Origin of the sequence: Rheinheimera sp. SA_1 (assembly GCF_001669775.1) — a bacterium.
GTDB lineage: Bacteria > Pseudomonadota > Gammaproteobacteria > Enterobacterales > Alteromonadaceae > Pararheinheimera.
In genome coordinates, this window is the sequence record NZ_LXWK01000011.1 from 1 (window position 1) to 22,145 (window position 22,145).

The window sequence follows — 22,145 nt, forward strand, 5'->3', positions numbered from 1 at the left end:
CACCGGCCGAGCCATAACGCTTGCCTTGAATAAACTTACTTTCTGAACGACGCAGTAAAGTCACACCATCTTTATCGTACTGATCGCTGAATAGTTCTTTACCGTCTTCCCAATTAAATTTCCGGCTAAAATAGTGCTTAGTCACACTGCCATCCGGCGCTTTCACACTAGAGAATTTTAGATCCCCGGCGTCAATCCCCGAATTTGCCGGAACAGTAACCTGGCCGGGTGCAAATTTGGACTCACCGGCAAAAGCACCAATATTTTCGGAATAGCTGTAATCCCATTGCATGGTCGGTAAACCAGCACCAGAAATTGTTTTTTTCATCAGGCTGATGGCGTTAAAACAAATATCAATTGCAAAACTGAACTCGTAATTTCTGTCATTCACCGGCCCGAGTTTATGCCGTGGCACATCGGTTCTGCCATGGGTGGTAGAGCGTTTTTCGAAGGTCCCAACCGCCCCATTGGGATGAGTGATAGTCATCGTATGGCTTTGATTACTTTCATAATTCAAACACTGACCGTAGGTCGTTGTTGATTTATTGTATGCGTTGTAAAACGGACTGTATTTGAAGTCCCAGAACTTCCCGTCCGGACGGGTGACTTTGCCAAGCTTGGGCGACGCATCTTTATCGATATATGCATAGTTCCAAACCTGGCCATGAGCGCTGACGCGGTTGATGTAATCGTTGCCTTTGATGACTTCATAACCAAAGGCGACTTCCCGGCCATCCGATGATTTTATTGTATCCAGTCGGTTGCCAACATAATTATAGGTAACCCAGTTACCAAACCTGTCTTCAACTTTAGTGGCCAACATAAAGGTATGGTACTGTCGGTAATAGGCTAAAGCAGTAGGTTGGTCCTGACCAGGTGGATCAATTGGCGGTGGATCAAAGGGAACACTGCCGTTAGCCCTGCTTTTACCAATATCAAGACCTCGTACCAGCCTTAATTTGTCAAAGGTATATTTAGTCCCATCGTTGGTGGTAACTCTGAATCCCTCACTGCCGGATGGTGTGGTAAAACATTCTATCCGCCAGTTTTTATTGGTGGTTCTTGGCGTGGCCGCATCTTTATATAACAGCGTGGCAGAGCCCTGGCCTGGGATATACAGATTGTCTCCACTCCAATAGTCCTGCACCGTCAAAGTAGATGCTTCGTAGCTGGGCTCTGTGCCAGGATTAAGTGGTCCGCTACAGGCCTTATTGGCAGCCCAACTTCCGGTGAAGGTGTTGCCATCAATACTGGCCATAGTCGTTGAAATATAAGGCAGCTCAAGACTCCAATCCCCGAATAGCCGGTTGGCCGAATACTCAACATCCGCGGTTCCGGTGATCCGGGTGATGGCAACTGGAATTGCAAAGTTCCCGGGCACTTGAATATCTGTTTGTTTAAATGACAGCGCGCCGGTATTTAAATCAATTTGCTCACCCATTAAATCAGTGGTTTCAGCAGTGATTTCATAACTGACATTAAACTGCTTCAAGATATTTTTTCTTGAATGTTCCATTTCAGTTTCAACAATGGTCTTGGGATTTGCAGAGCTAAACTTTACCGGCCTGAAAGCAGCATTTCTGCCACGGTCGTGATAATCAACAACACTATTGCGAAGTTCTGCATTGGCGTGGCCGTTATCCCCTGCATAGGCATTGAGGCATGATCCAATTAAAACTGACAATGTTCCAATAAGTAATTTGTTATTCATATCAATCCTTTATTAAAAAATGTCCGGTAAATTAGTTATCTTTCACTTCGCCAAATGGCTTATATTCGGAACGTTTAATCACGTTGCCGTTGGCGTCGGTTTCAGCAATCACAGAGCCAAGTGCATCGGTATGGAGGTAAATCACCTGCACCGCAGAGCTACTCACTTTAAAAGAAGCAGTGACCGTGCAAGCCGCGTTGATTGAGCCAGTGTTATACGTCGATCCGGACAAGGTGCCATTGCAGCCTGTGACGGAATTGATCTGATAGCCAGTTGCCGGTGTAACGGTAAAATTGGTAGTGCTACCTTGCGCTACCGAGCGTGATGCCGGAGAAATACTACCGTTACTGCCCGCGGTTGCAGTCACCGTGTGATTGACCGGATTTGCAACAAAGGTCGCACTGACAGTACAGGCACTATTGATTACGCCGGTGGTAAATGTATTGCCAGACAAGCTTCCGCTACAGCCAGAGACGGTATTGATTTTAAAACCATTATTTGGCGTAACGGTAAAACTGGTAGTGCTACCTTGTGCTACCGAGCGTGATGCCGGAGAAATACTACCGTTACTGCCCGCGGTTGCCGTCACCATGTGATTGACCGTATTTGCAACAAAGGTGGCACTGACAGTACAGGCACTATTGATTGCCCCCGTGGTATATGTATTACCAGACAGATTACCGCTACAGCCGGTTACCGAATTGATCCTAAAACCACTATTTGGCGTGACGGTAAAACTGGTAGTGCTGCCTTGCACTACTGAGCGTGACGCTGGAGAAATACTACCGTTACTGCCCGCACTTGCAGCTACCGTGTGATTGACCGGATTTGCAACAAAAGTGACACTGACAGTACAGGCACTATTGATTGCCCCTGTGGTATAGGTATTACCAGACAGATTACCGCTACAGCCGGTTACCGAATTAATCCTAAAACCACTATTTGGTGTGACGGTAAAACTGGTAGTGCTACCTTGCACCACCGAGCGTGATGCCGGAGAAATACTACCGTTACTACCCGCGGTTGCAGTTACAGTGTGATAGACAGGATTTGCAACAAAAGTGACACTGACAGTACAGGCACTATTGATTGCCCCTGTGGTATAGGTATTACCAGACAGATTACCGCTACAGCCGGTTACCGAATTGATGCTAAAACCACTATTTGGCGTGACGGTAAAACTGGTAGTGCTGCCTTGCAACACAGCGCGTGAGGTAGGAGAAATGCTGCCGTTACTGCCCGCGGTTGCAGTTACAGTGTGATAGACAGGGTTTGCAACAAAGGAGGCACTGACAGTACAGGCGCTATTGATAGCCGCCGTGGTATAGGTATTACCAGAACGATTGCCACCACAGCCGATCACCGAATTGATGCTGGAACCACTATTTGGCGTGACGGTAAAACTGGTAGTGCTGCCTTGCACTACCGAGCGTGATGTAGGAGAAATGCTGCCACCGGTTCCTGCGTTAGCAGATACCACAAAAGTAACCGGGGCTGCATAAATATGCAGTGCACTAGAAGGTCCAAAACCACTGCAGCCACTATAGTTACAGCTACGATACCTTACTTGATAATGACCGATAGTAGACAACCGTCCAGTGACAGTAATTGAGGGCCAAACATCATTGGCACCCGGAGCAATGACTGTTGCTATTTCGTCGAAATCGTAACCATTTAAGGTTGCCCAGACTTCATAAGTTAACGCCTTAGGATCCCTGGTATTCATCAGATGAACATTAAATGTTTGATTCACGGCATAACTGCTGGCGTCGAGCTGAGGGGCCGTTGTAGGTCGAAGTGGCATCGACTCGCATTGATTATCAGGCTGCAAATCCGTTCGCGGTAAAATACCAGTAGAAAACTCAATAATAGGGCATTCATTAAAATCAATAATCGCGATTTGTGCTGGTTTGTCGAGCTTAGCCGCAGCAGGATCGTGAGGCTGCTGGGTGTTATTGCCGCCTGTGCCGGACGATGCTGCTGCCAAACAATATTCTTGGCTGGTTTTTAACAGCGGGTCATACAACCAGCCGGCACAACTTTTGTCGGAGGCTGCACTTTGTTCATCAGCATTGTATAAACGCAGTAAATTGGCGCGTTGATCATCCCTACGTGTGACTAGCATGGTGCCAGAGCTTTGATTAAACCATGACAGACCACCGATTTCCGGCGTGATCTCCTGAGCTTTTGCATTGATAAACTTGCCGCTTTGATCCGACAACACCAGGTAATGCTTTGAATCAGGTTTTTTCGCCAGTGCAAAAATATCGGCAAAACCATTGTTATCAAAATCACGCACAATGATCCGTGCTTGCCCCTGTTTACCCCAAGCAACCTTTTGTTGAAATTTTTGTTGGGTAGACAAACTGAAATTTGGCAATAGTTTCAGGATCTGATGCTCGCCACTCACTTTACCTAGTTGCAGGATTTCATCGATGCCATCGTTATCAAAGTCGGCAACATGCAGTTCGTGCTCTGTAACATTGGCCAGAAATGGCCACTGAGATTTCTGGAATTTGGCAATTGGTCTGGAGAAATCCAGGTTTTGACCATCAAAACGGAATAATTGTGCGGCTTGTTGTTGTGGGAAAATGACCAACAAACCAGTCATACCATTGGTTTTGCTGCGTAGCGGCAACAATTGAGCTTCAGCAGCAGACCAAGCATGCCCTGAAAGTAGCGCTGGTAATTGAATGCTGTTCTCTGGTAGAAATCTCGCCTCAGTGCTGTTTTGATGGCCAAGGATCAGTAACGAAACCGCATCGTCTGACTTAGAATGCAACAGTAGATCAGGGGTTTGATCCTGATTAAAATCAAAAAGTATTGGTTGATATTGTTCGTGATGCCAAGGTGACGCTGCGTTTTCGAGTTGTTCTGAGCTTCCTACCGGGCAGTGCCATAACATCAATCCAAGCAGTAAAAACGTACCATTCCTTCTAACTGTGTTCATATCCATTCCCATTGTTGTGACAAAACAATGCAAATGTAGTTAATTTTAAGAATGTTTTTTGTAAATATTTCAATATCAAATAAATATCAATTTTTTAACAAAAAATTCCACCTCCACAATTTTTCTGCAGAAGTTACTGCAGGCTTTAGAATAAAGATTGCTTTGAAAAGCATGCTGCGTTATCAATAAAACCAATTCTAGAGTATTCACTCCATTCATCCGGGATCATTAATGGTACAGGCGCAACATATTGCAGAAGTGATTCTCAAAGGCTTTCGTCGTCATTTCAGCTTGTTCCAGCAAATGACAGCAACAGCCAGGCAGCGCTTTGCCAGCGCGGACTGGCTTGGCTTTGCCCAGGACAGCTCAGATCGGATTTCGTTTTACGATCAACGGGTACAGGAAACCATCGACCAGTTGGTCAAAGAGTTACCACAGCATTGTCTCGATGAAACTTTGTGGCAACAAGTGAAGCAGCATTACCTAAACTATCTGGGTTTTCATCCGCAAGCGGAACTTGCTGAAACTTTTTATAATTCAGTATTTTGCAGGCTTTTTGATCGGAAGTATTTTCACAATCAGAATATTTTTGTCGAATCTACCCTCAGCAAGCAAAAGTTACCTGCCCCAATTGCCTCGGTTTATGACAGTTATTTCCCAGCCCAGGACGGTCTGCGGGTTTGTGTGCGAAAAATATTCGCCAGTTTTTCGTTGCCATTGCCTTTTGTCGATTTTGAACGCGATATCCGCTTGTTACTACAGGCTTTCCGCCTGCAGTCCAGTCACGGCCGCCACCCGGTGCATCAAATCCGTTTTGATATGCTCAAATCTGTGTTTTACCGCAATAAAGCGGCTTATATCGTCGGTCGGGTGGTCAGCCCCGATGGCCAGCAACCATTTATTATTCCGCTGTTACAACTGAAGGTTGCCGAAAATAATCTGCTGTATATTGATACGCTGATCACCGAAGCGCAGCAGATGACCATTATGTTCAGCTTTTCCCGCGCCTATTTTATGGTGGAAACTCCGGTGCCATCTGCCCTGGTGCATTTTCTAAAAGAGTTGTTACCCCATAAAACACTGGCCGAGCTTTACGCCTCGGTCGGGTTACATAAACAGGCTAAAACTGAATTTTACCGCGAATTACTACAGCATCTGGCGGCCTCGACGGATAAGTTTGTCGCGGCGCCCGGTATTCGCGGTATGGTGATGATGGTGTTTACCCTGCCCTCGTTTCCTTATGTGTTTAAAGTGATCCGTGACCGCTTTTCCGATACCAAAGCTTTTGGCCGTGATACGGTGAAAGACCGCTATTTCCTGGTTAAAAAGCACGATCGGGTTGGCCGGATGGCCGACACCATGGAATACTCCGATGTCGCGTTACCGAAAAACCGCTTTGCGCCAGAGCTGCTGGCAGAGTTAACAGAAGCGATCCCGGGCTCGTTAAGCATCGAAGACGACATGGTGGTGATTTCACATTTGTATATCGAAAGGCGGATGATCCCACTGAATCTGGCATTAGAATCAGCCAGTGATGCCGAGAAAAGCCGCTTAATGCAGGACTACGGCCAGGCCCTGAAAGACATGATTGGCGCGAATATTTTTCCTGGCGATATGCTACTGAAAAATTTCGGTGTCACCCGCCATGGCCGAGTGGTGTTTTATGACTATGACGAGGTGCAATATCTGCTTGATGTGAATTTTCGCACCATCCCACATACCGATAACTGGGACGATTTACTATCAAGCGAGCCTTGGTATCCAGTGAACCCAGGTGATGTATTTCCGGAGCAAATTGCCACTTTTGTTACACCACAACCGCAGCTGCGGGCTTTGTTATTCGAGGCGCACCCTGAATTATTGGACGCAGCGTTTTGGTGTGAAAAACAACAAAAAATCCGGGAAGGTGTTGTTGAAGATGTGTTCCCGTACCCACTCAGCCAGCGTTTTCAGCAAACTTCACCTGAAATCGGTCCGGATGTACCAGAGCATTAGGATTTCACTTAGCACCTGACTTTAACCTCTGGCAAGACGTAGTATTAACGTCGGCAGGCAAAGCCTGACTTGCTGTCGACATTTCAGGCTCACACACTTCTGCGACGATCTGCTGGTAGTCTGGCTGTGAAAGTTGCTGTTGTAAGGCTCGAAAACTACGCAGGCTTGATGCAATAACAACCCGATCACTTAACCAACGTGGCAAACCACCGCCGGCATCTGCAGCACCTATGTAGGTCACATGTACCAGATGATCCGGCAACGACTGCAACAACCATCGAGCATTTATTTGCTTTATCCGGACGGTATTTGTTGCTACCGGCCATTTGTCATCACAGGCAATCACAATCATTTCAATTGAATAATCAATATGTTGCTTCCACGTTGAACAGGTCACCATATCACGTTGTTGTAACGGCCAGGGTGTATCAAAAATGGTATGCACCCAGTCTTCAAACGGACTGGGGCTGGCAATAATTTTGACTGAATGGGTAGAATCCAGCCATTGACCTGCATGCTCAGTATCCCGGAGCACCTGCAAAAATGCCGACATCCGGCCTTTGAACACAAACTGCGCCTTAATTTCTAATACAGGCCGACCATCGGTCTTCGTATCACGGTAACTCATTTCAAATTGTTCTGATTTACGGTACAAACGCCAGGTTACCGCTGCTTGCTGAGTCGGTTTTTCTACTTCTGGCGTTATTACCGCAGCAGATTTACTGGCGAGTGGCTCGGTAAAAGCGCTCAGTTGCACCGATAGCAACAACAGCAGCACTGACCAGCTTTGTCGCCAATAACTTGCTGCTATCAACTTCATTTTGACCAACTTGCGCAGCCTGAACACAAATCATCCTTGTTGAAATGTACAAACAGATAAGGTGCCTAAAGTGAACCTTTCCTGCAACAACTGCAAGCGCTCGCGTTTTCACGCTACAATAGCCAGCGATTTTAAAGGAACTCTGCTTTGACTCATCAAAATTCTGTACTGGCCCTGCGGTTACAAGAACTACAACGGACCACCAAACCTTTTAATGCCCGTGGTAGTAAAGTGGTTCGCTGCGAACATTGTTTATTGCCGCAACCCGATTGCATCTGTTTCGCCAAGCCTTCGCCTTGTGCAAAAAGCGCATTTTTGTTTTTGATGTATACCGGTGAATGCTTTAAACCGACCAATACCGGTCGGCTGATTGCCGATGTCGCGCTGGATAACCACGCTTTTGTCTGGGATAGAACAGAGCCGGATCCGGCACTACTGGCATTACTCAGCGATCCTGCCTATCAGCCGATTGTTATTTTCCCAACCCAATATGCTGAACCTGAACGCTGCATTCGTCAAATCGATGACAACGGCAAAGTTCCATTGTTTATTTTATTAGATGGCACCTGGCGCGAAGCAAAAAAAATGTTCAGCAAAAGCCCCTATCTGAACCAGTTTCCGGTGTTGGGTATTCAACCCGAACAAGCTTCCAGTTATCAACTGCGGGAAGCTGCGCATCTACATCAGTTGTGCACGGCCGAAGTGGTGATTGAGGTGCTCAAAGTCGCCAACGACCAAGCGGCAGCCAGTGCCTTAGCCGATTATTTCCATACTTTTCGCAAACATTACATGATTGGCAAGCCGCATTTAAAATTTCAGGCGTGCTCTGAAGGCAGCGAAAGTTGAGCAACAGTGTGATATCAGATAAATAAAAGTATAAGTTTTAATAAGTTGGAGAATTATGCAGCATATTGCAATGATTGGTGGCGGTCTGGCGGGAACCCTGGTCGCGATGCACTTGGTCCGGCATGCACAGCGGCCGCTCTGCATTACTCTATTTGACCAGCAAGCCCAATTTCAAACCGGCATCGCTTATGCCCAATCAGATTTCCGCCATTTATTAAATGTCGCTGCGGGTAAAATGAGTGCCTGGCCAGATCAACCGCTTCATTTTGTGCAATGGTTACAGCAACAGCCGGCTTATGCCAATATCGACGGCGCATTGTTGGCACAAACTTATCTGCCGCGCGCTTTGTATGGTCAATACCTGCAGCAGCAGTGGCAACAAACGGTACAGGACGCCAGCAGCAAAAATATTCAGCTGAAGCTTTTGGCGGTTTCTGTGACCAAGCTCAGGGTACTGCCAACGTCGATTGCCTTAAGCAGTGCACTGGGCGAAATGCAATTCGACGCGGTGGTAGTTGCAACCGGTAATGAACTACCGAGACCCCCATTGCCAGCGGCGAGTGGCTTAACGGCAATTGCCGGTTATCAGCACAATCCATGGCAAGCCGTTACAATCCCTCATTCAAATACACAATCAACCGCAAAACCGCTGCAGCCAGATAGCCGCGTACTGATTTTAGGTAACGGCCTGACGATGGTCGATACCGTGCTGGCGCTGCGTCAGGCAGGGGTACGCAGCCCGATGATATCGTTGTCGCCACACGGCTATGGCATGTTGCCGCATCGGGTGTCAGCAGTAAAACTGCCGGACTTCGCCAGCACTCTGGGTGAACATCCTTCACTACGGCAGGCGTTGCGCTTATTTAACCAACAGCGCAAACAATTGCGACAGCTGGGGATCTCGGCCGAAGGATTGGTTGACAACTTACGACCTTATTCACAGCTATGGTGGCGTGGTTTTTCCAGCGCTGAAAAACAGTTTTTCTTCAGAAAGCTACGTCATTTATGGGGGGTAGCACGGCATCGTTTGCCACTACAGATCCATGATCAAATTCAGCAACTTCGGCTGCAAGGTGCACTGGAAGTCCGCGCGGGGCGGTTATTGAGTTGTCAGCAGCATGACAGTGGTATCGAGGTTCAGTTTATCGCTAAGGGTCAAACGGCACCAGAAGTGCGGCAAGTTGATCATATTATCAACTGCACCGGTCCAGAAAACTGTTATCCACGGCTCGCCAATCATATGCTCGCAACCGCCATTGCTGAAGGTGTGCTGGCATCGGGGCCACTAGAGCTTGGTTTAGCTGCATGTCCAGGATCACTGGCGCTGAAAAATGGCAGCGGCGACATTCATCCTCGGTTGTTCGGGATTGGCTCTATCCTGCGCGGAGAGCTTTGGGAAACCACGGCACTGAACGAAATTCGCCAACAAGCACACCAGTTGGCCGGTCAGTTACTGTTGCTGGAATAAAAATCAACGGCCTGCTGCAGTACCCAAGCTGGCGCGTCCAATGCTAAATCATGGCCGGCACTTCTATGCAGCAACAACGGCACCTGCCATCGATCTGCCATCCGCTGACTGGCTTGCCAATCAACCAACCGATCGGCCCTGCTGGCCAATAACAATACCGGACAATGGGGTTTCGCCGGTAATCGAAAGCGACTTGCCGCCACCAACTGCCGTAGTACATCTAATTTACGCACCGGTCTTTCCTGCGCAATAAGCTGCCAACTCGCTAACTGTTGCTGCCGCAACTTCAGGTTGTTCGCAGTGAGTTGTAAAATAAGCTGCTCGCGCTTTTGCACCGAAGCAAACAAAGCTTGCACCACCAGCGGATAACTTCGCCATTTTAGTCGTTGATAAAAGGGCGTTAATCCGGCGCTACTGCTATTGATCAGCAATAACGAAGCGATCTCTCGCGGATACTGCGCCGACCACTCCATAGCCACCATAGCGCCTAGCGACATCGCCAGTAAATGACAAGGTCCTTGCTGTAATAACGCCAGTCGCGAGCGCAACTGTTGCACCATTTGCGAAATATTTGCCGGAGCACTTTCATGCCGCGCCTGCCCAACGCCTGGCAAATCCAGCGCCAGCACCGGGTTTACCACTGCGCGTTGCAACTGTCCGATAAAATCGCCCCAGTGTGCTTGTTCCCGCGACAACCCGCGCAGTAATACGATAGGAAGCACCTTGCGTGGCTCACCTGAAACACCGGTTAATACCATAACTCCCCCGCTTCGCTGGCATTGCGGCTACTGACCGATGACAACCAATCCGGTGCAGCGGCTGTGGCATGCAGCAAAAAATCAAATAAAATCAGATGCGAGCGCAATACTCTTTTAATACGATGTGGTTTTACCGGATGAAACAAACCGTGACTTCGCAGCAATTGAAATGGGTTTTTTCGTACCCAATTCCAGCTGCCCATTTCCAGTGTCAGCGGTAAAAAAGTAGGAGCATCCGCGATGCCTGCCCCGTTTATTACTGAAGGTTGCTGTGACAAATCGTATAAATAATCCCATAAATCGCCATGACACAAATAATGCCGGCTTTGCGGTTCAAAAATGTAATTTTGCTGCGGATAAGTCTGGAAAAACAGTTCACGTAAGCGGTGCATCTGTGCCAGATGAGCGATGGGCTGCAGCGCGGATTTGGCATATGGAAACCACAGACGGTCGGTGCGGCCAAAGCCTGAATGACAATCCAACGCCAGTACAAAAGGCGCTTTGAACAACTGCTGCACATACGCAATCACCCAGCCGGTTTCTTGCTGCAACTCACCCGCAAGCCCGCGATACCAGGGCAAACGTTTTGAATACCTTTGCCCGCCAAGCAACCAGGCAGCTTTTTCGGTACAATCGATTGGCGCATTTCGCATTAAATCAACATGATGCTGATTTGAACGCCAGCCGAGCGCCATGCCAGACGGATTAATCAATGGCAGTAAACAAAGCTGAACTTTATCGAACAAAGCGGCAAAATTCGGGTCCCACTGCAAGCGACTGCACAGGCCTTCCAAAAATGCCAACAGCACTTGCGTGCCGATCCGCTCCAGACCGTGCACACCAGCGGTCAGCAGCAGTACCGGCTTGTGCGGTGCCGCCAAGCCTACGGTAACAGCGTAAATGGGTAATTGTTGTTGCTGAAAATCAATCAGCCCCAGCACTTTGGATTGCACCAATTCTGGCGCACTGCGTAGTAGCAGTTCCAACTGATGTAGTTCTGGCAGCGAATATGCAACCATGGGCCGTCTCCGCGAAGCTTTGCATCAGCTTAAAGCAGGAGATCTGACCCAAGATGGCATTTTGATGAATTTTCAAACATTTGGCACTACAGGCAGACTATGCCATAGTGCGATTGAGAACAGTGCGATTGAGAGCAGTGCGATTTTGATCTGTGCAGTTTTGATCAATGTAATTTCGACCAGATGGGAGCCAAGAATGACCCGAACTTTGAGTAGTATGCTGCTGTTGCTACTGCTGCTGTTTCTGCAAAGCTGTACCGTCGCCAAACGCGGCAGCGAAGAATATTGGTACAACAAGATGGTTGCCGAGCAACGTGCCCAGTGCAGTCTGTTGCCAGAACCACTGGCTGGCAGTTGTTTAAAAGACGTTGCGGCCAAGAGCTATCAGGATTTTGTCAAAAACCGCCAGTTGCCAGCTGTGAAATAGCATCGTTTTTTTGCCTTTGAAAACTAGCCTTGATTCTGTTGGTCACCACAACCGGAGCAGCGGCGTTACCGCTTCGGTTCCGTGTAATAGTCCAGCCATTTTTGGGTATCCGCCGACAAAATTTGCTTCAGTGTTACTAAGCCAGCTTTTTCCAGGATCTTTTTGGAAGCCAGGTTATCCGGCGCCACAATGCCAACAATCTCCGGCAGTTTCAGCACATTTTTGCCGTATTGGTACACAGCCAAAGCCGCTTCTGATGCGTAACCACGACCACTAAATTCCGGCAGCAACGCATATCCGACATCCGGAATGCCAAGATACTCACGGTACACTAATCCAGCCAGACCAATATTAACACCATCAGATTTACGCACCAGCCGGTACATGCCAAAGCCATGTTGCTGATAGCTACGCATCGGTCCGTCTTGCAGATATTGCTCTGCCTGTGCCAGCGAACGCACTCCGCGATCGCCAATATTGCGGATAAAGCTTTCTTCGTTCAGCAGTCGTAGCATCAACGCAGAATCAGCCAGTGTCAGCGAGTAAAAAGCCAGCCGGTCACTTTGTAAAATTTCCATTACCCCTCTCTTATCGGTGAAAACGCCGCCGCTATGATAAAAAAAGCCCAATCACGAGACTGGGCTTTAAGTTTTTGTCGCTTCTTATTATAACTTCGGTAAGTCGGTCAACTTACTGTTGTGACTTTTGTCTTTGTTCTTCCAACCGTTTTTCCCAGAACGTGGCATTTTTGATGCCCAGTTTTACCGGATCAAAGGTAATAGGTCCGCCAGCTTTTTTCTGCGCTTCATAATCGCGCAAACAGGTAATAGTGGGTTTGTGTAAAAAGAAAATAATCAGGATACCAATCACGTTCACCCAAGCCATCATGCCAACACCAATATCACCGATAGTCCAGATATAACCGGCACTATTGACGGTGCCATAAGCAACCATAAACATCAGCAGCAGTTTAAAGAACACGCTTGGCAGCTTGTTGTTAAACACCCGATTTAAATATGCAACGTTAGTTTCGGTGATGTAGTAGTAAGCAACAATAGTAGTGAAGGCAAAGAAGAACAGCGCTAAGCCGACAAACACCTGACCGAAGTTACCAAACACACTTAATAGCGCCATCTGAGTAAATGCAGCCGAGCCAATTTCTGTACTGGCAGGAAGATTTTGTACGATAAAACTGCCGTCAGTCAGCGTGCCGACCACGTTATATTGTTGCGTGATTAAAATCATCAGTGCCGTTGCGGTGCAGACCAGCAAGGTGTCGACATAGACTGAAAAAGCCTGCACCAGGCCTTGCTGTGCCGGGTGGTCAACTTCGGCAGCTGCAGCCGCGTGAGGACCGGTGCCCTGACCTGCTTCATTGGAATATATACCGCGTTTCACACCCCAGCCAATTGCAGCCCCCAAACCGGCTTGTGCCGTAAACGCATCGGTGAAAATCAATTCAATCACCCCAGGCAGTTTATCCAGATTTAGAAACACCACAATCAGTGCCATGACGATATAACCCAGCGCCATAAATGGCACGACGATTTGCGTGAAATTGGCAATCCGTTTAATACCGCCAAAAATGATAAATGCCAGGGTAATCAGGATCACAGCCAGCGCGATCAGTTTATAAGTGCCGACGTCACCAAAACTGGTACTGACCATGGTACCGTCACCAAAAATTTGGGTGACGGCGTTACCCACGGCGTTGGCTTGCACGCCAGGTAAGAATATCCCGCAACCAATAATGGCCGAGATAGCAAACACCACGGCCAGTGGCCGCCAACCCAGACAACGTTCAAAATAATAAGCCGGTCCGCCGCGGTATTCGCCGTTCTCTTCAACTTTATAAATCTGACCTAAAGTCGATTCGGCATAGGCGGTACTGGCACCTAAAAACGCCATCACCCACATCCAGAACACCGCACCTGGGCCGCCAAAACCAATGGCAGCAGCGACACCAGCAATATTACCGACACCAACCCGGCCGGACAGCGAAACTGCCAGCGCCTGAAATGAGGAGATACCTTTATCTGACGCATTGTTATCCAGCATCAGCCGGCACATTTCTTTAAAATGCCGGACCTGGGCAAAGCGGGTCATTACGGAGTAAAACAAACCTGCGCCAAGACATAAATAAATCAGTGCTGAACTCCAGACGACATTATTTATGCTGTTTACAATTTCATTCATCAACACATTCCTCGATTGTTATAATTTTTGCAGCCAGAGTGACCTCTGACTGAGCTGCACTGATATTTCAATGTAGGGTCCCAAAAGGCAGCGGCAGACAAGTGGCATAAGATACCGAAGTCAATCGGTCAGGCACAGCACTATTTACTGCTGCGATGCCAAAAACAGTGCTTTTTCGTAGCAATTGCTCGCTGATCGGAGCTGTATTTCTCTAATATTCCGGTAATTCTTTTGCCACAGCGCCAAGTTGCCGCATTTGCTTGAGCACCCACTGTTGTCTCTTGTACATATATGGCGAAGGTCGTTGTAGTAAAAAACGATGTGGGTTTGGCAGCACAGTGACCAGTAATGCGGCCTGTTGCCGGGTTAATTTTGCAGCACTAGTGCGAAAATACTGCTGCGCCGCAGCTTCCACCCCATAAACGCCAGAACCAAACTCGATACTGTTCAGATACACTTCTAAAATACGCTGTTTGCCCCAGACAGCTTCAATCAGCAGGGTAAAACCAGTCTCCAGGCCTTTACGCAACCAGCTGCGGCCGCTCCACAAAAAGACATTTTTGGCCGTTTGCTGGCTGATGGTGGAAGCCCCCCGGATTTTTTTACCCTTGCTGTTATAAACCAATGCTTTTTCAATCGCTTGCATATCAAAACCATTGTGTTCTAAAAACTTCTGATCTTCAGAAGCCACGGCCGCTTGCAATACGTGGCGGGAAATGTCCTCCAGCGGCACCCACTGGTGCCGCTGCTGATAGTTATGTTTACCCTGCCACCACGCTTCAAGCTGGCGCTCCAGCATCATGCCGGTGTAGAGCACCGGTACAAACGAATACAACAACACCAGACCAAGCAGCACAGCGCTGCCATAACGCAACAGTTGCAGCAATTTACGCATTAATTTACATAATAATGTCGATAAGAATTGGGGCACGGAAAGGCATCAACGAATAGGTAACTGTAGAAAGTATAAAGAGATCTTTGAACACTGAATAGTCCGCCAGTACTAAGCGGCAACATACTCAACCCAGCTATTCAACACTTCAGGCAACGGCCTCTGTTAGTGAACAGCAATCAAACAGCCAGGTCGTGACCGTCATCACAATTTTCCGGCGGAGCGGTCGCGGTTGCGTTCAATTTTATTTACACCAAGCTGAATATTCGGCAGGAATAAAACTTTCCAGATGAACTTGTTAGCGAACATCGGTAATTCTCCAGCGATCCGCGGCAGAAAAAAGACTGACTGATCTTACAAACATCGCTTTCAATCTGGCTGAATTCTGTTAGACCTAATGCAAAGGAGTGAAAAAAGGGACTTCGGTATGGTAACCGGAATATTAGATATTCTCAGGATGATGACAACTCCCTGTTTTGTACTGAATGCGGATGGTGAAATGCTCGGATGCAGTCACAGTTTTAACGCGGATCCGGTACTGGTTTTACATCAGCATGAGCTAGTGAATAAAGCGGCGGCGCAACTTTCATATCAACACGCCCAGATGCTGCAAGTGGAACTGCTGCAAAAGAAATATATGTTGTCTATGTTACAAGTCGACAATGAACAATGCCGGTGCTGGTTAGTCAGTTGCCAGCTATTGCGGGAAAACACCAAAATAGGTAGCCCGCAATCAGCCAGAGCGGCGGACAGCCCGGCTGTGACCATAACGCCAACCGCTCTGCGTACTGCCGTTATCAGCAACGATCAGGTCATGCAAAGCGATATCGCTGAATTCGTAGCAGGACGCGAATTCTCGACACAATTGCGACTGCTGGCCCAACGTTATCAACTTTATGATTTAGAACAACAACTCACTCAGGCGCAGCCATTACAAAAAAGTATGGAGTTAATGATTGGCGAACAGCGTTATCTGTTTGTGCCACAACAGATTGCCGGTACCGGGTATTTGTTGCTCCATCAGCAACTGCATAGTCTGAAAGAACCCGATCTATCGGCCTTACTACAGTCTTTTGAGACCCTGGTCGGCGGTATTGTCATCATGGATACGCATGGCAATATTCGCTATTTATCGCGGCAGATCACCTTAAACTTCCCTTATTTTACCGAACATGCAGCAACGACCCAAACCTCAGAACTGTTAGCGCGTGCAGTTATGTACAACTGCCGCGACTTTAACGATCACCAGGTGGCAGTCACTTTGCGCTGGCTTCGCCAGCAATTAAAACAACACCGTAAAGTGCGGTACAATTTTCAATTGCTTGATGGCCGGTCATTTCAGTACCGGGATTATGTACAGGCCAATGGCAGCAGAGTGGGATTAATCAGTGATGACACTACCGCCAAAATGTTGGATCAGTTACTACAACACGCGGCCACTCATTCTGAAAACGCTAATAATCAACAATTGCGGCTCATTTCGACGTTAAGCCATGAAATCCGCACGCCACTGCATGCAATAGTCGGCCTGGTCGAATTATTAATGGCAGATCCGGTATTAGGGAAACACCAGTACATCGCCACCATAGACCGGACTACCCGCCATTTGGTGCAGTTGCTCAACGACGTGCTGGATCTGTCAAAACTGGAGTCTGAACAAGCCCGGCTACAGTTGGTAGAAACTGATTTACGCCGGTTGTGTGAAGATGTGCTGGAATCTTTTGTCGCTAAAGCGAAACTAAAAGGGCTTAAAACCGAAGTCTATATTGATCCGGCCATTCATGGTCATTATCTGTGCGATGCACTGCGCTTGCGTCAGGTATTGCAGAACTTGCTGAGCAACAGTGTAAAATTCACCTCTGGCCAACATGGTATCGTCAGGCTGGACCTGTTGGCAGAAGCTGAAGATCAGCACAAACAGCAGATTAGTTTTCATGTGATTGATAATGGTATCGGGATCAGTGCCGAGCAGCAAAAGTATATTTTTGACAGTTTTACCCAAGCCACTCCTGATATCTATTATCGCTTTGGTGGCACTGGTCTTGGCTTGTCAATTTCGGCTTATATCTGCAGGTTGATGGATTGTACGTTACAAGTGCAAAGCCAGTTGGATCAGGGGGCACATTTCTATTTTGAAACCAGCTTGTCAAGGGTCAGCCGCGCGGACTGGCAACTGCCAACGCATATACAGCAGCAGCCGGTATTTAGTAATAGTAAAGCGCTGCAGGCTCTATTATCGAGATACCAATGCAGTTTGCCATTCAATTCCCGCTTCTGTAGTGCTGAACAAATGCTGCAGCCAACGACAAACGACCAGGTGCGGTTGCTGGATCTGACCGATCCCGCAATCATTGATAAACAACTTTATCTGCAGCAATATGAGATGTTGCCTGGCAGTTGTTTTGTCATTAACTCGACACAAGCACAGAAATTCAGCACAGAACATACCCGCCTGCTGGAAATGTATCCGTTCCGGCTGAATGAATGGCTACAGGCGTTGCAAATGCCGCCGCCGTCAATTCTTCCGGAACCGCAGATTGTCGTTCCCACCGCAAAACACCAGCTGCGGATTTTATTGGTTGATGACCATCACGAAAACTTATATGTTTTACAACAACAACTTGCAGCTCTGGGATATCAGTCTGACACCGCATCAGACGCGGAGACCGCCTATAACCTGTGTCAGTTGCAACATTATCAGCTGTTAATCACTGATTATCAGTTATCCGGCTGGAACGGAGCTGAACTCGCTTACCATCTGCGCAGCTATGAGCGACAGTATCAGCTTGCGCCTTGTCAAATTTGGGTACTGACAGGCAATAACACCCTAAGTTGTCAGCACGAATGTGACAGTTCAGCGGTGGATCTGCTGCTGATTAAACCCTGTACATTAGCCGTGCTGGAACAGCAGTTCACACTGTTAAATGACCAGCTGGCAGCCGCTGATGAGGCTGACAGTTATCCGGAATGTATTGTCGATATTGATCGTGAACTGGCTTTTAACCGTGACGCCCTGGTCAATACCGACACTATTATGATGTTCACCGGGCCGCTAGAGCCACAACACCTCAAGACTACGCTGGAGCAGTTCCGTCAGTACCTCTGTAAACAGCAAACTCTGCTTCGTACCGCTGCTCAGCAAAAAAACCGGCAATTGCTGACCGAGATTTTTCATAATATCAAAAGCACTGCCCGATATTATGGTTCGGATACGCTGAGTTTAATGGCCGAAAACAATGAATATGCGGCGGCAGATCCAGCGTTGTTCAACCTGAACGAGGCTGAACTGGCGCGATTTAACAACCAGCTCAACGAAGTGATTGAAAAATTTATTGAACTGGAACAAAGCTATGAACATTAACAGCAACAGTCATATTGTTTTTTATACCACCGACCGCGAAAGTGATCAGACGCTGTTACGGATCCTGGCACAGAGTGGCGCAAAAATTACGCTGATCGAAACCCCATACCGGCTGCAGATTATGTTGCTGGAGAAAAGCAGCAAAATCCTGTTCATCGCAACTGAAAATCTGCAAGCAAGTCTGGACCTTTATTACCGTGCTTTTAATGAAGTACAAGGGCAGAATATTTGCCTGCATGCAGTGGTGGCACTGATTAGCCGGAACGAAGAACAAGAGGCTTATGAAGCGTTTTGTGGTGGTCTGTTGGATGACTATCTGGTTGCCCGTCCGTTATACGAACAACACCGGCCGGCGCTGATTTGTGACCACTTGATCCGGAAGTTAGGGATCATTCCTGAGCTGAACGACTCGTCTCCTCAGCTGCGGCCGGCGGCTCTAAAACCCAACCAGCAAATAGCCAAAGCATTGGAAACCAAAGCACAGTTACGTGCGAAAGTTGAATATAGTATCCGGTTTATTGAGCAATCACTGGACAACGCGATAGAGAAAATTCAGATGCAGCAGGAAGTTGCATTAAATTTTGAACTGATCCGTAGTGTACTCGGCCAGATCAAATCAGAAGAAATCAGGCCTGAGCTGCTAAGGTTACAGCAAAAAGTCATTGATATTCTGGCGGTAATGATTGCCGACGATCACCGGTTTCCCAGCGAAGAAAGTAATGACAATGAAGATGATGATTCATTGCCGGAATTTCCACCGGAAGACGCGAATACCCAATCTTCGCAGCAATATAATCGACTTTACCACACGGCTAATACCGAGCAAAAAGTTGAAACGGAAATCAAAAATCTGCGCCGTTTGCTGCTGGTTGAAGACGATCAAATCAGCTTAAATCTAACATACATGACTCTGAAAAGTTTTGGTGTCGAGGTCGACACTGCCACTTGTGGCCGGATTGCATTTTCGTATATGAAAAACAAGAAGTATGATTTTGTATTTATGGACATCAATTTACCCGATACCAATGGCCTGTACGTGCTTGATCAAATCCAACGAAATAGCGGCATCAATCAGCAAACGCCTTTTATTATGTTAACCGGCAACAAAAACAAAAACACGGTCAAAGAGGCCATAGACCGTGGGGCAAAAGGTTATTTGCTCAAACCTTTGTATAAAGATTCTGTGGCGAAGATTTTTGAAAAGTATGGAGGTTAATCAGCAGCAGACGCAAACAGCAAGTTGGTTCATCAAATGGACCTGTTGTGAGCTGCCACTGTTACCATTTAATTTAGCTTCGCTCATCCGCCGCTTTTTGCAACAACTTGCGACTTTCCTGCAAAAACTGCTCTGCGACCGGACCAAAAAATTGTTGGCCTTTGGCAAATTCGGCCATCAACCTAGCTTTGTCACCCGCCGCCAGCAAATGTGATAATTGATTAAAGCGATGCTGATACCGTTGCAATAAACCAGTGACGGCCGAAGATGACAGCATAATGTCAGCATAAAGCTCAGCATTTTGTGCAAATAACCGCCCCACCATCGCCAGCTCCAGCCGGTAAATCGGTGAGCTTAGTTCCAGCAGTTGCTGTAAATCGGCGTGTTCTTCCGCCAGATGCACGCCATACACCAGTGAGGAAAAATGTCGCATCGCCTGTATGAGTTGCATCAGTTCATCATGGGCGGTAGCAGTTTTTTCGGTCAGCACCGCGCCCCAGACGCTAAATTGTTTCAGCAACCATTGATACTGTTCGCTGCCGCGGCCATGACAAACCACCACCACTTGTTTCACAATATTGCTGATATCAGGCCCGAACATCGGGTGTAAACCCAGCACAGGCCCGTTATGATGCTGCAACATCGCTTGCATCGGTACTTGCTTGATACTGGTAATATCAGCCAGCAGGCAATCCACAGGCAAGGGCGGCAACTGACGGATCAGTTGTTCGGTCAGATTGATTGGTACCGCCATCAGCACCAGGCAAGCCCCATCGATAATAGCGGCAGCCTCTGGCCAGTCAGTCGCTTCCAGAATGGCAACCTGATAACCGGAGCGTTCAAACAACGACACAAATCGTCGTCCCAGTGCCCCACTACCGCCTACCACCACCACTTTGCCGCCAGCAGGCCGGCAACAAACAAAACCAGCTTCCTGCGTCTGATAGGATTCCCGCATCACCCGGCGCAGCACGTCTTCAATCAGTTCCGCTGAAACTCCGGCGGCAGTGGCTTGTTCACGTCTGGCCTTAATTAAGGCCAGTTCCCGCTCAGGGACATACAACGGCAATGCATGTTGTTGTTTCACCCGTCCGACTTCGGCGGTCACTTTGGCTCTTGCTGCTAACAACTCCACCAACTGACTGTCGAGTTGGTCAATTTGCTGACGTAGTGGCGCTAAAGCGGCCATTGGATCTGTCTGTTTATTTTGCGGCATCGGAACCCCTTAAGCAGCGTTCACCACTTGTTGCATTTGCAGATGCAGCCCGGACAATAACTGCGACGTCGCTTGCCAATCGATACAGGCATCAGTCACGGAAACACCATAGAGCTCTGCCTTGCCATTCACGATATTCTGCCGCCCGGCATTGATATGGCTTTCCAGCATCAGACCAATAATGGCTTTGTTACCAAGCTGCCGCTGCGCCACCACAGCCTCAGCCACCTGTCCCTGACGATTGTGATCTTTATTGGAATTACCGTGACTGCAATCAACGACAATTGCCAATGGCAGTTCAAATTTTTGTAATTGCTCAACGGCAGCATTGATGCTGGCCGCGTCATAGTTAGGTTTGCTACCACCACGCAGAATAATATGCCCGTCCGGATTACCGGCCGTTTGCACCAGTGCCACTTCACCGCGTTGATTAATGCCGATAAAGGTATGTGGACTAGCAGCCGATTGCAGCGCATTCAGTGCAATATTCAAATTCCCATCTGTACCGTTTTTGAAACCAACTGGCATCGACAAACCACTTGCCATCTCGCGGTGGGTTTGTGACTCCACCGTACGAGCGCCGATCGCCGCCCAGGAAATCAGATCCGACAAATATTGCGGACTAATCGGATCAAGCGCTTCAGTCGCGGTTGGCAATTCCATATCAACCAGCTGCAATAACAACTCGCGGCCGCGGGTTAAACCGGTTTCCAAATCAAATGAATCATCCAGATGCGGATCGTTGATATAGCCTTTCCAACCGACCGTAGTGCGTGGTTTTTCAAAATACACCCGCATCACGATGTACAGGCTATCGCTGTATTGAATTTGCAAATCTTTGAGCCGTCTGGCGTAGTCCATCGCCGCCACCGGATCATGAATAGAGCAAGGACCGGTCACCACCAACAAACGAGGATCACGACCATGAATAATGTCGGCAATTTCGCGTCTGGCTTTTTGGACAAACAACGCACCTTGTTCTCCCAACGGCATTACCCGTTTTAACACCAAGGGTGGGCTCAGTGGTTTTTCCGCCACTATCCGTAAATCATCAACTATCTTGCTCATCGCTTTAGCTCCAGAAGTTTTGTTTAGCTTGTCACTTCAGCCGGGCAGTTGCAGACAGAAACAAACGTAAACTTAAATACACAAACCGTATCGCATTAATTACGAATAGCCGCATATTAAAAAGTGAGACCATAAATGTCAATCAAATAAGTCAATAGATTAAGGCTTTCTATGGAATTCAATCGAGCATTTAATTTGTAAA

Annotated in this window: 16 protein-coding genes; 6 read left to right on the forward strand and 10 right to left on the reverse strand. The window is 47.8% G+C overall.

Annotated features, from left to right (window positions below; translation table 11 throughout):
• Together A5320_RS01260 and A5320_RS01265 are read right to left on the reverse strand one after the other, a co-directional pair.
• Positions 1-1,492 (reverse strand): hypothetical protein (locus A5320_RS01260; protein WP_197489944.1); only part of this gene is annotated, 1,492 nt, incomplete at its 3' end.
• Between the two features lie 250 nt (positions 1,493-1,742).
• On the reverse strand, positions 1,743-4,661 hold the full coding sequence (locus A5320_RS01265) for an InlB B-repeat-containing protein (RefSeq protein ID WP_157605578.1): 2,919 nt from the start codon (positions 4,659-4,661) through the stop codon (positions 1,743-1,745).
• Between the two features lie 231 nt (positions 4,662-4,892).
• Here A5320_RS01265 and aceK point away from each other — a divergent pair, with 231 nt between their 5' ends.
• Positions 4,893-6,656 carry a bifunctional isocitrate dehydrogenase kinase/phosphatase gene (aceK, locus tag A5320_RS01270; RefSeq protein WP_068059908.1) on the forward strand — a complete coding sequence of 588 codons (1,764 nt, stop codon included), beginning with the start codon at positions 4,893-4,895 and terminating at the stop codon, positions 6,654-6,656.
• A 4-nt stretch (positions 6,657-6,660) separates the two neighbouring features.
• On the opposite strand, the gene A5320_RS01275 is transcribed toward aceK, so the two are convergent.
• Positions 6,661-7,476 carry an START domain-containing protein gene (locus A5320_RS01275; protein WP_157605580.1) on the reverse strand — a complete coding sequence of 272 codons (816 nt, stop codon included), beginning with the start codon at positions 7,474-7,476 and terminating at the stop codon, positions 6,661-6,663.
• A gap of 147 nt (positions 7,477-7,623) precedes the next feature.
• Here A5320_RS01275 and A5320_RS01280 point away from each other — a divergent pair, with 147 nt between their 5' ends.
• Entirely contained in the window at positions 7,624-8,322 is a 699-nt protein-coding gene (locus A5320_RS01280) for a tRNA-uridine aminocarboxypropyltransferase (protein WP_068059919.1), read from the forward strand.
• A 55-nt stretch (positions 8,323-8,377) separates the two neighbouring features.
• Positions 8,378-9,790, forward strand: a complete 1,413-nt coding sequence (locus A5320_RS01285) for an FAD/NAD(P)-binding protein (protein WP_068059922.1) — start codon at positions 8,378-8,380, stop codon at positions 9,788-9,790.
• Here the strand turns inward: A5320_RS01285 and A5320_RS01290 are convergent.
• Complete coding sequence (locus A5320_RS01290; protein WP_068059924.1) at positions 9,769-10,548, reverse strand: alpha/beta fold hydrolase; 780 nt, start codon at positions 10,546-10,548, stop codon at positions 9,769-9,771. The two genes, A5320_RS01285 and A5320_RS01290, sit on opposite strands and share 22 nt — an antisense overlap.
• Positions 10,539-11,567, reverse strand: coding sequence for a M14 family zinc carboxypeptidase (locus A5320_RS01295; protein WP_068059927.1), 1,029 nt, complete (start codon positions 11,565-11,567; stop codon positions 10,539-10,541). The genes A5320_RS01290 and A5320_RS01295 overlap by 10 nt, the downstream gene beginning before the upstream one ends.
• Positions 11,568-11,763: 196 nt before the next feature.
• Here A5320_RS01295 and A5320_RS21860 point away from each other — a divergent pair, with 196 nt between their 5' ends.
• Positions 11,764-11,994 carry a hypothetical protein gene (locus tag A5320_RS21860; RefSeq protein ID WP_157605582.1) on the forward strand — a complete coding sequence of 77 codons (231 nt, stop codon included), beginning with the start codon at positions 11,764-11,766 and terminating at the stop codon, positions 11,992-11,994.
• 65 nt (positions 11,995-12,059) lie between these two features.
• Here A5320_RS21860 and A5320_RS01305 read toward each other — a convergent pair whose 3' ends face one another.
• From A5320_RS01305 to mtgA, 3 genes are all read right to left on the reverse strand, one after another.
• Positions 12,060-12,572, reverse strand: coding sequence for a GNAT family N-acetyltransferase (locus tag A5320_RS01305; protein WP_068059933.1), 513 nt, complete (start codon positions 12,570-12,572; stop codon positions 12,060-12,062).
• Positions 12,573-12,684: 112 nt separating this feature from the next.
• Entirely contained in the window at positions 12,685-14,190 is a 1,506-nt protein-coding gene (locus A5320_RS01310) for an alanine/glycine:cation symporter family protein (protein ID WP_068059936.1), read from the reverse strand.
• A 211-nt stretch (positions 14,191-14,401) separates the two neighbouring features.
• Positions 14,402-15,085, reverse strand: a complete 684-nt coding sequence (gene mtgA, locus A5320_RS01315; RefSeq protein ID WP_068059938.1) for a monofunctional biosynthetic peptidoglycan transglycosylase — start codon at positions 15,083-15,085, stop codon at positions 14,402-14,404.
• Positions 15,086-15,542: 457 nt separating this feature from the next.
• Here mtgA and A5320_RS01320 point away from each other — a divergent pair, with 457 nt between their 5' ends.
• Together A5320_RS01320 and A5320_RS01325 are read left to right on the forward strand one after the other, a co-directional pair.
• Entirely contained in the window at positions 15,543-18,443 is a 2,901-nt protein-coding gene (locus A5320_RS01320) for a hybrid sensor histidine kinase/response regulator (protein WP_197489945.1), read from the forward strand.
• Entirely contained in the window at positions 18,433-19,659 is a 1,227-nt protein-coding gene (locus tag A5320_RS01325; RefSeq protein ID WP_068059942.1) for a response regulator, read from the forward strand. Before A5320_RS01320 ends, A5320_RS01325 begins: the two co-directional genes overlap by 11 nt.
• 73 nt (positions 19,660-19,732) lie before the next feature.
• On the opposite strand, the gene tyrA is transcribed toward A5320_RS01325, so the two are convergent.
• Together tyrA and A5320_RS01335 are read right to left on the reverse strand one after the other, a co-directional pair.
• Positions 19,733-20,875: a bifunctional chorismate mutase/prephenate dehydrogenase gene (gene tyrA, locus A5320_RS01330; protein WP_082971472.1), complete on the reverse strand. Its 1,143-nt coding sequence runs from the start codon at positions 20,873-20,875 to the stop codon at positions 19,733-19,735.
• 9 nt (positions 20,876-20,884) lie between these two features.
• Complete coding sequence (locus A5320_RS01335; protein ID WP_068059943.1) at positions 20,885-21,943, reverse strand: 3-deoxy-7-phosphoheptulonate synthase; 1,059 nt, start codon at positions 21,941-21,943, stop codon at positions 20,885-20,887.
• Positions 21,944-22,145: the final 202 nt, after the last annotated feature.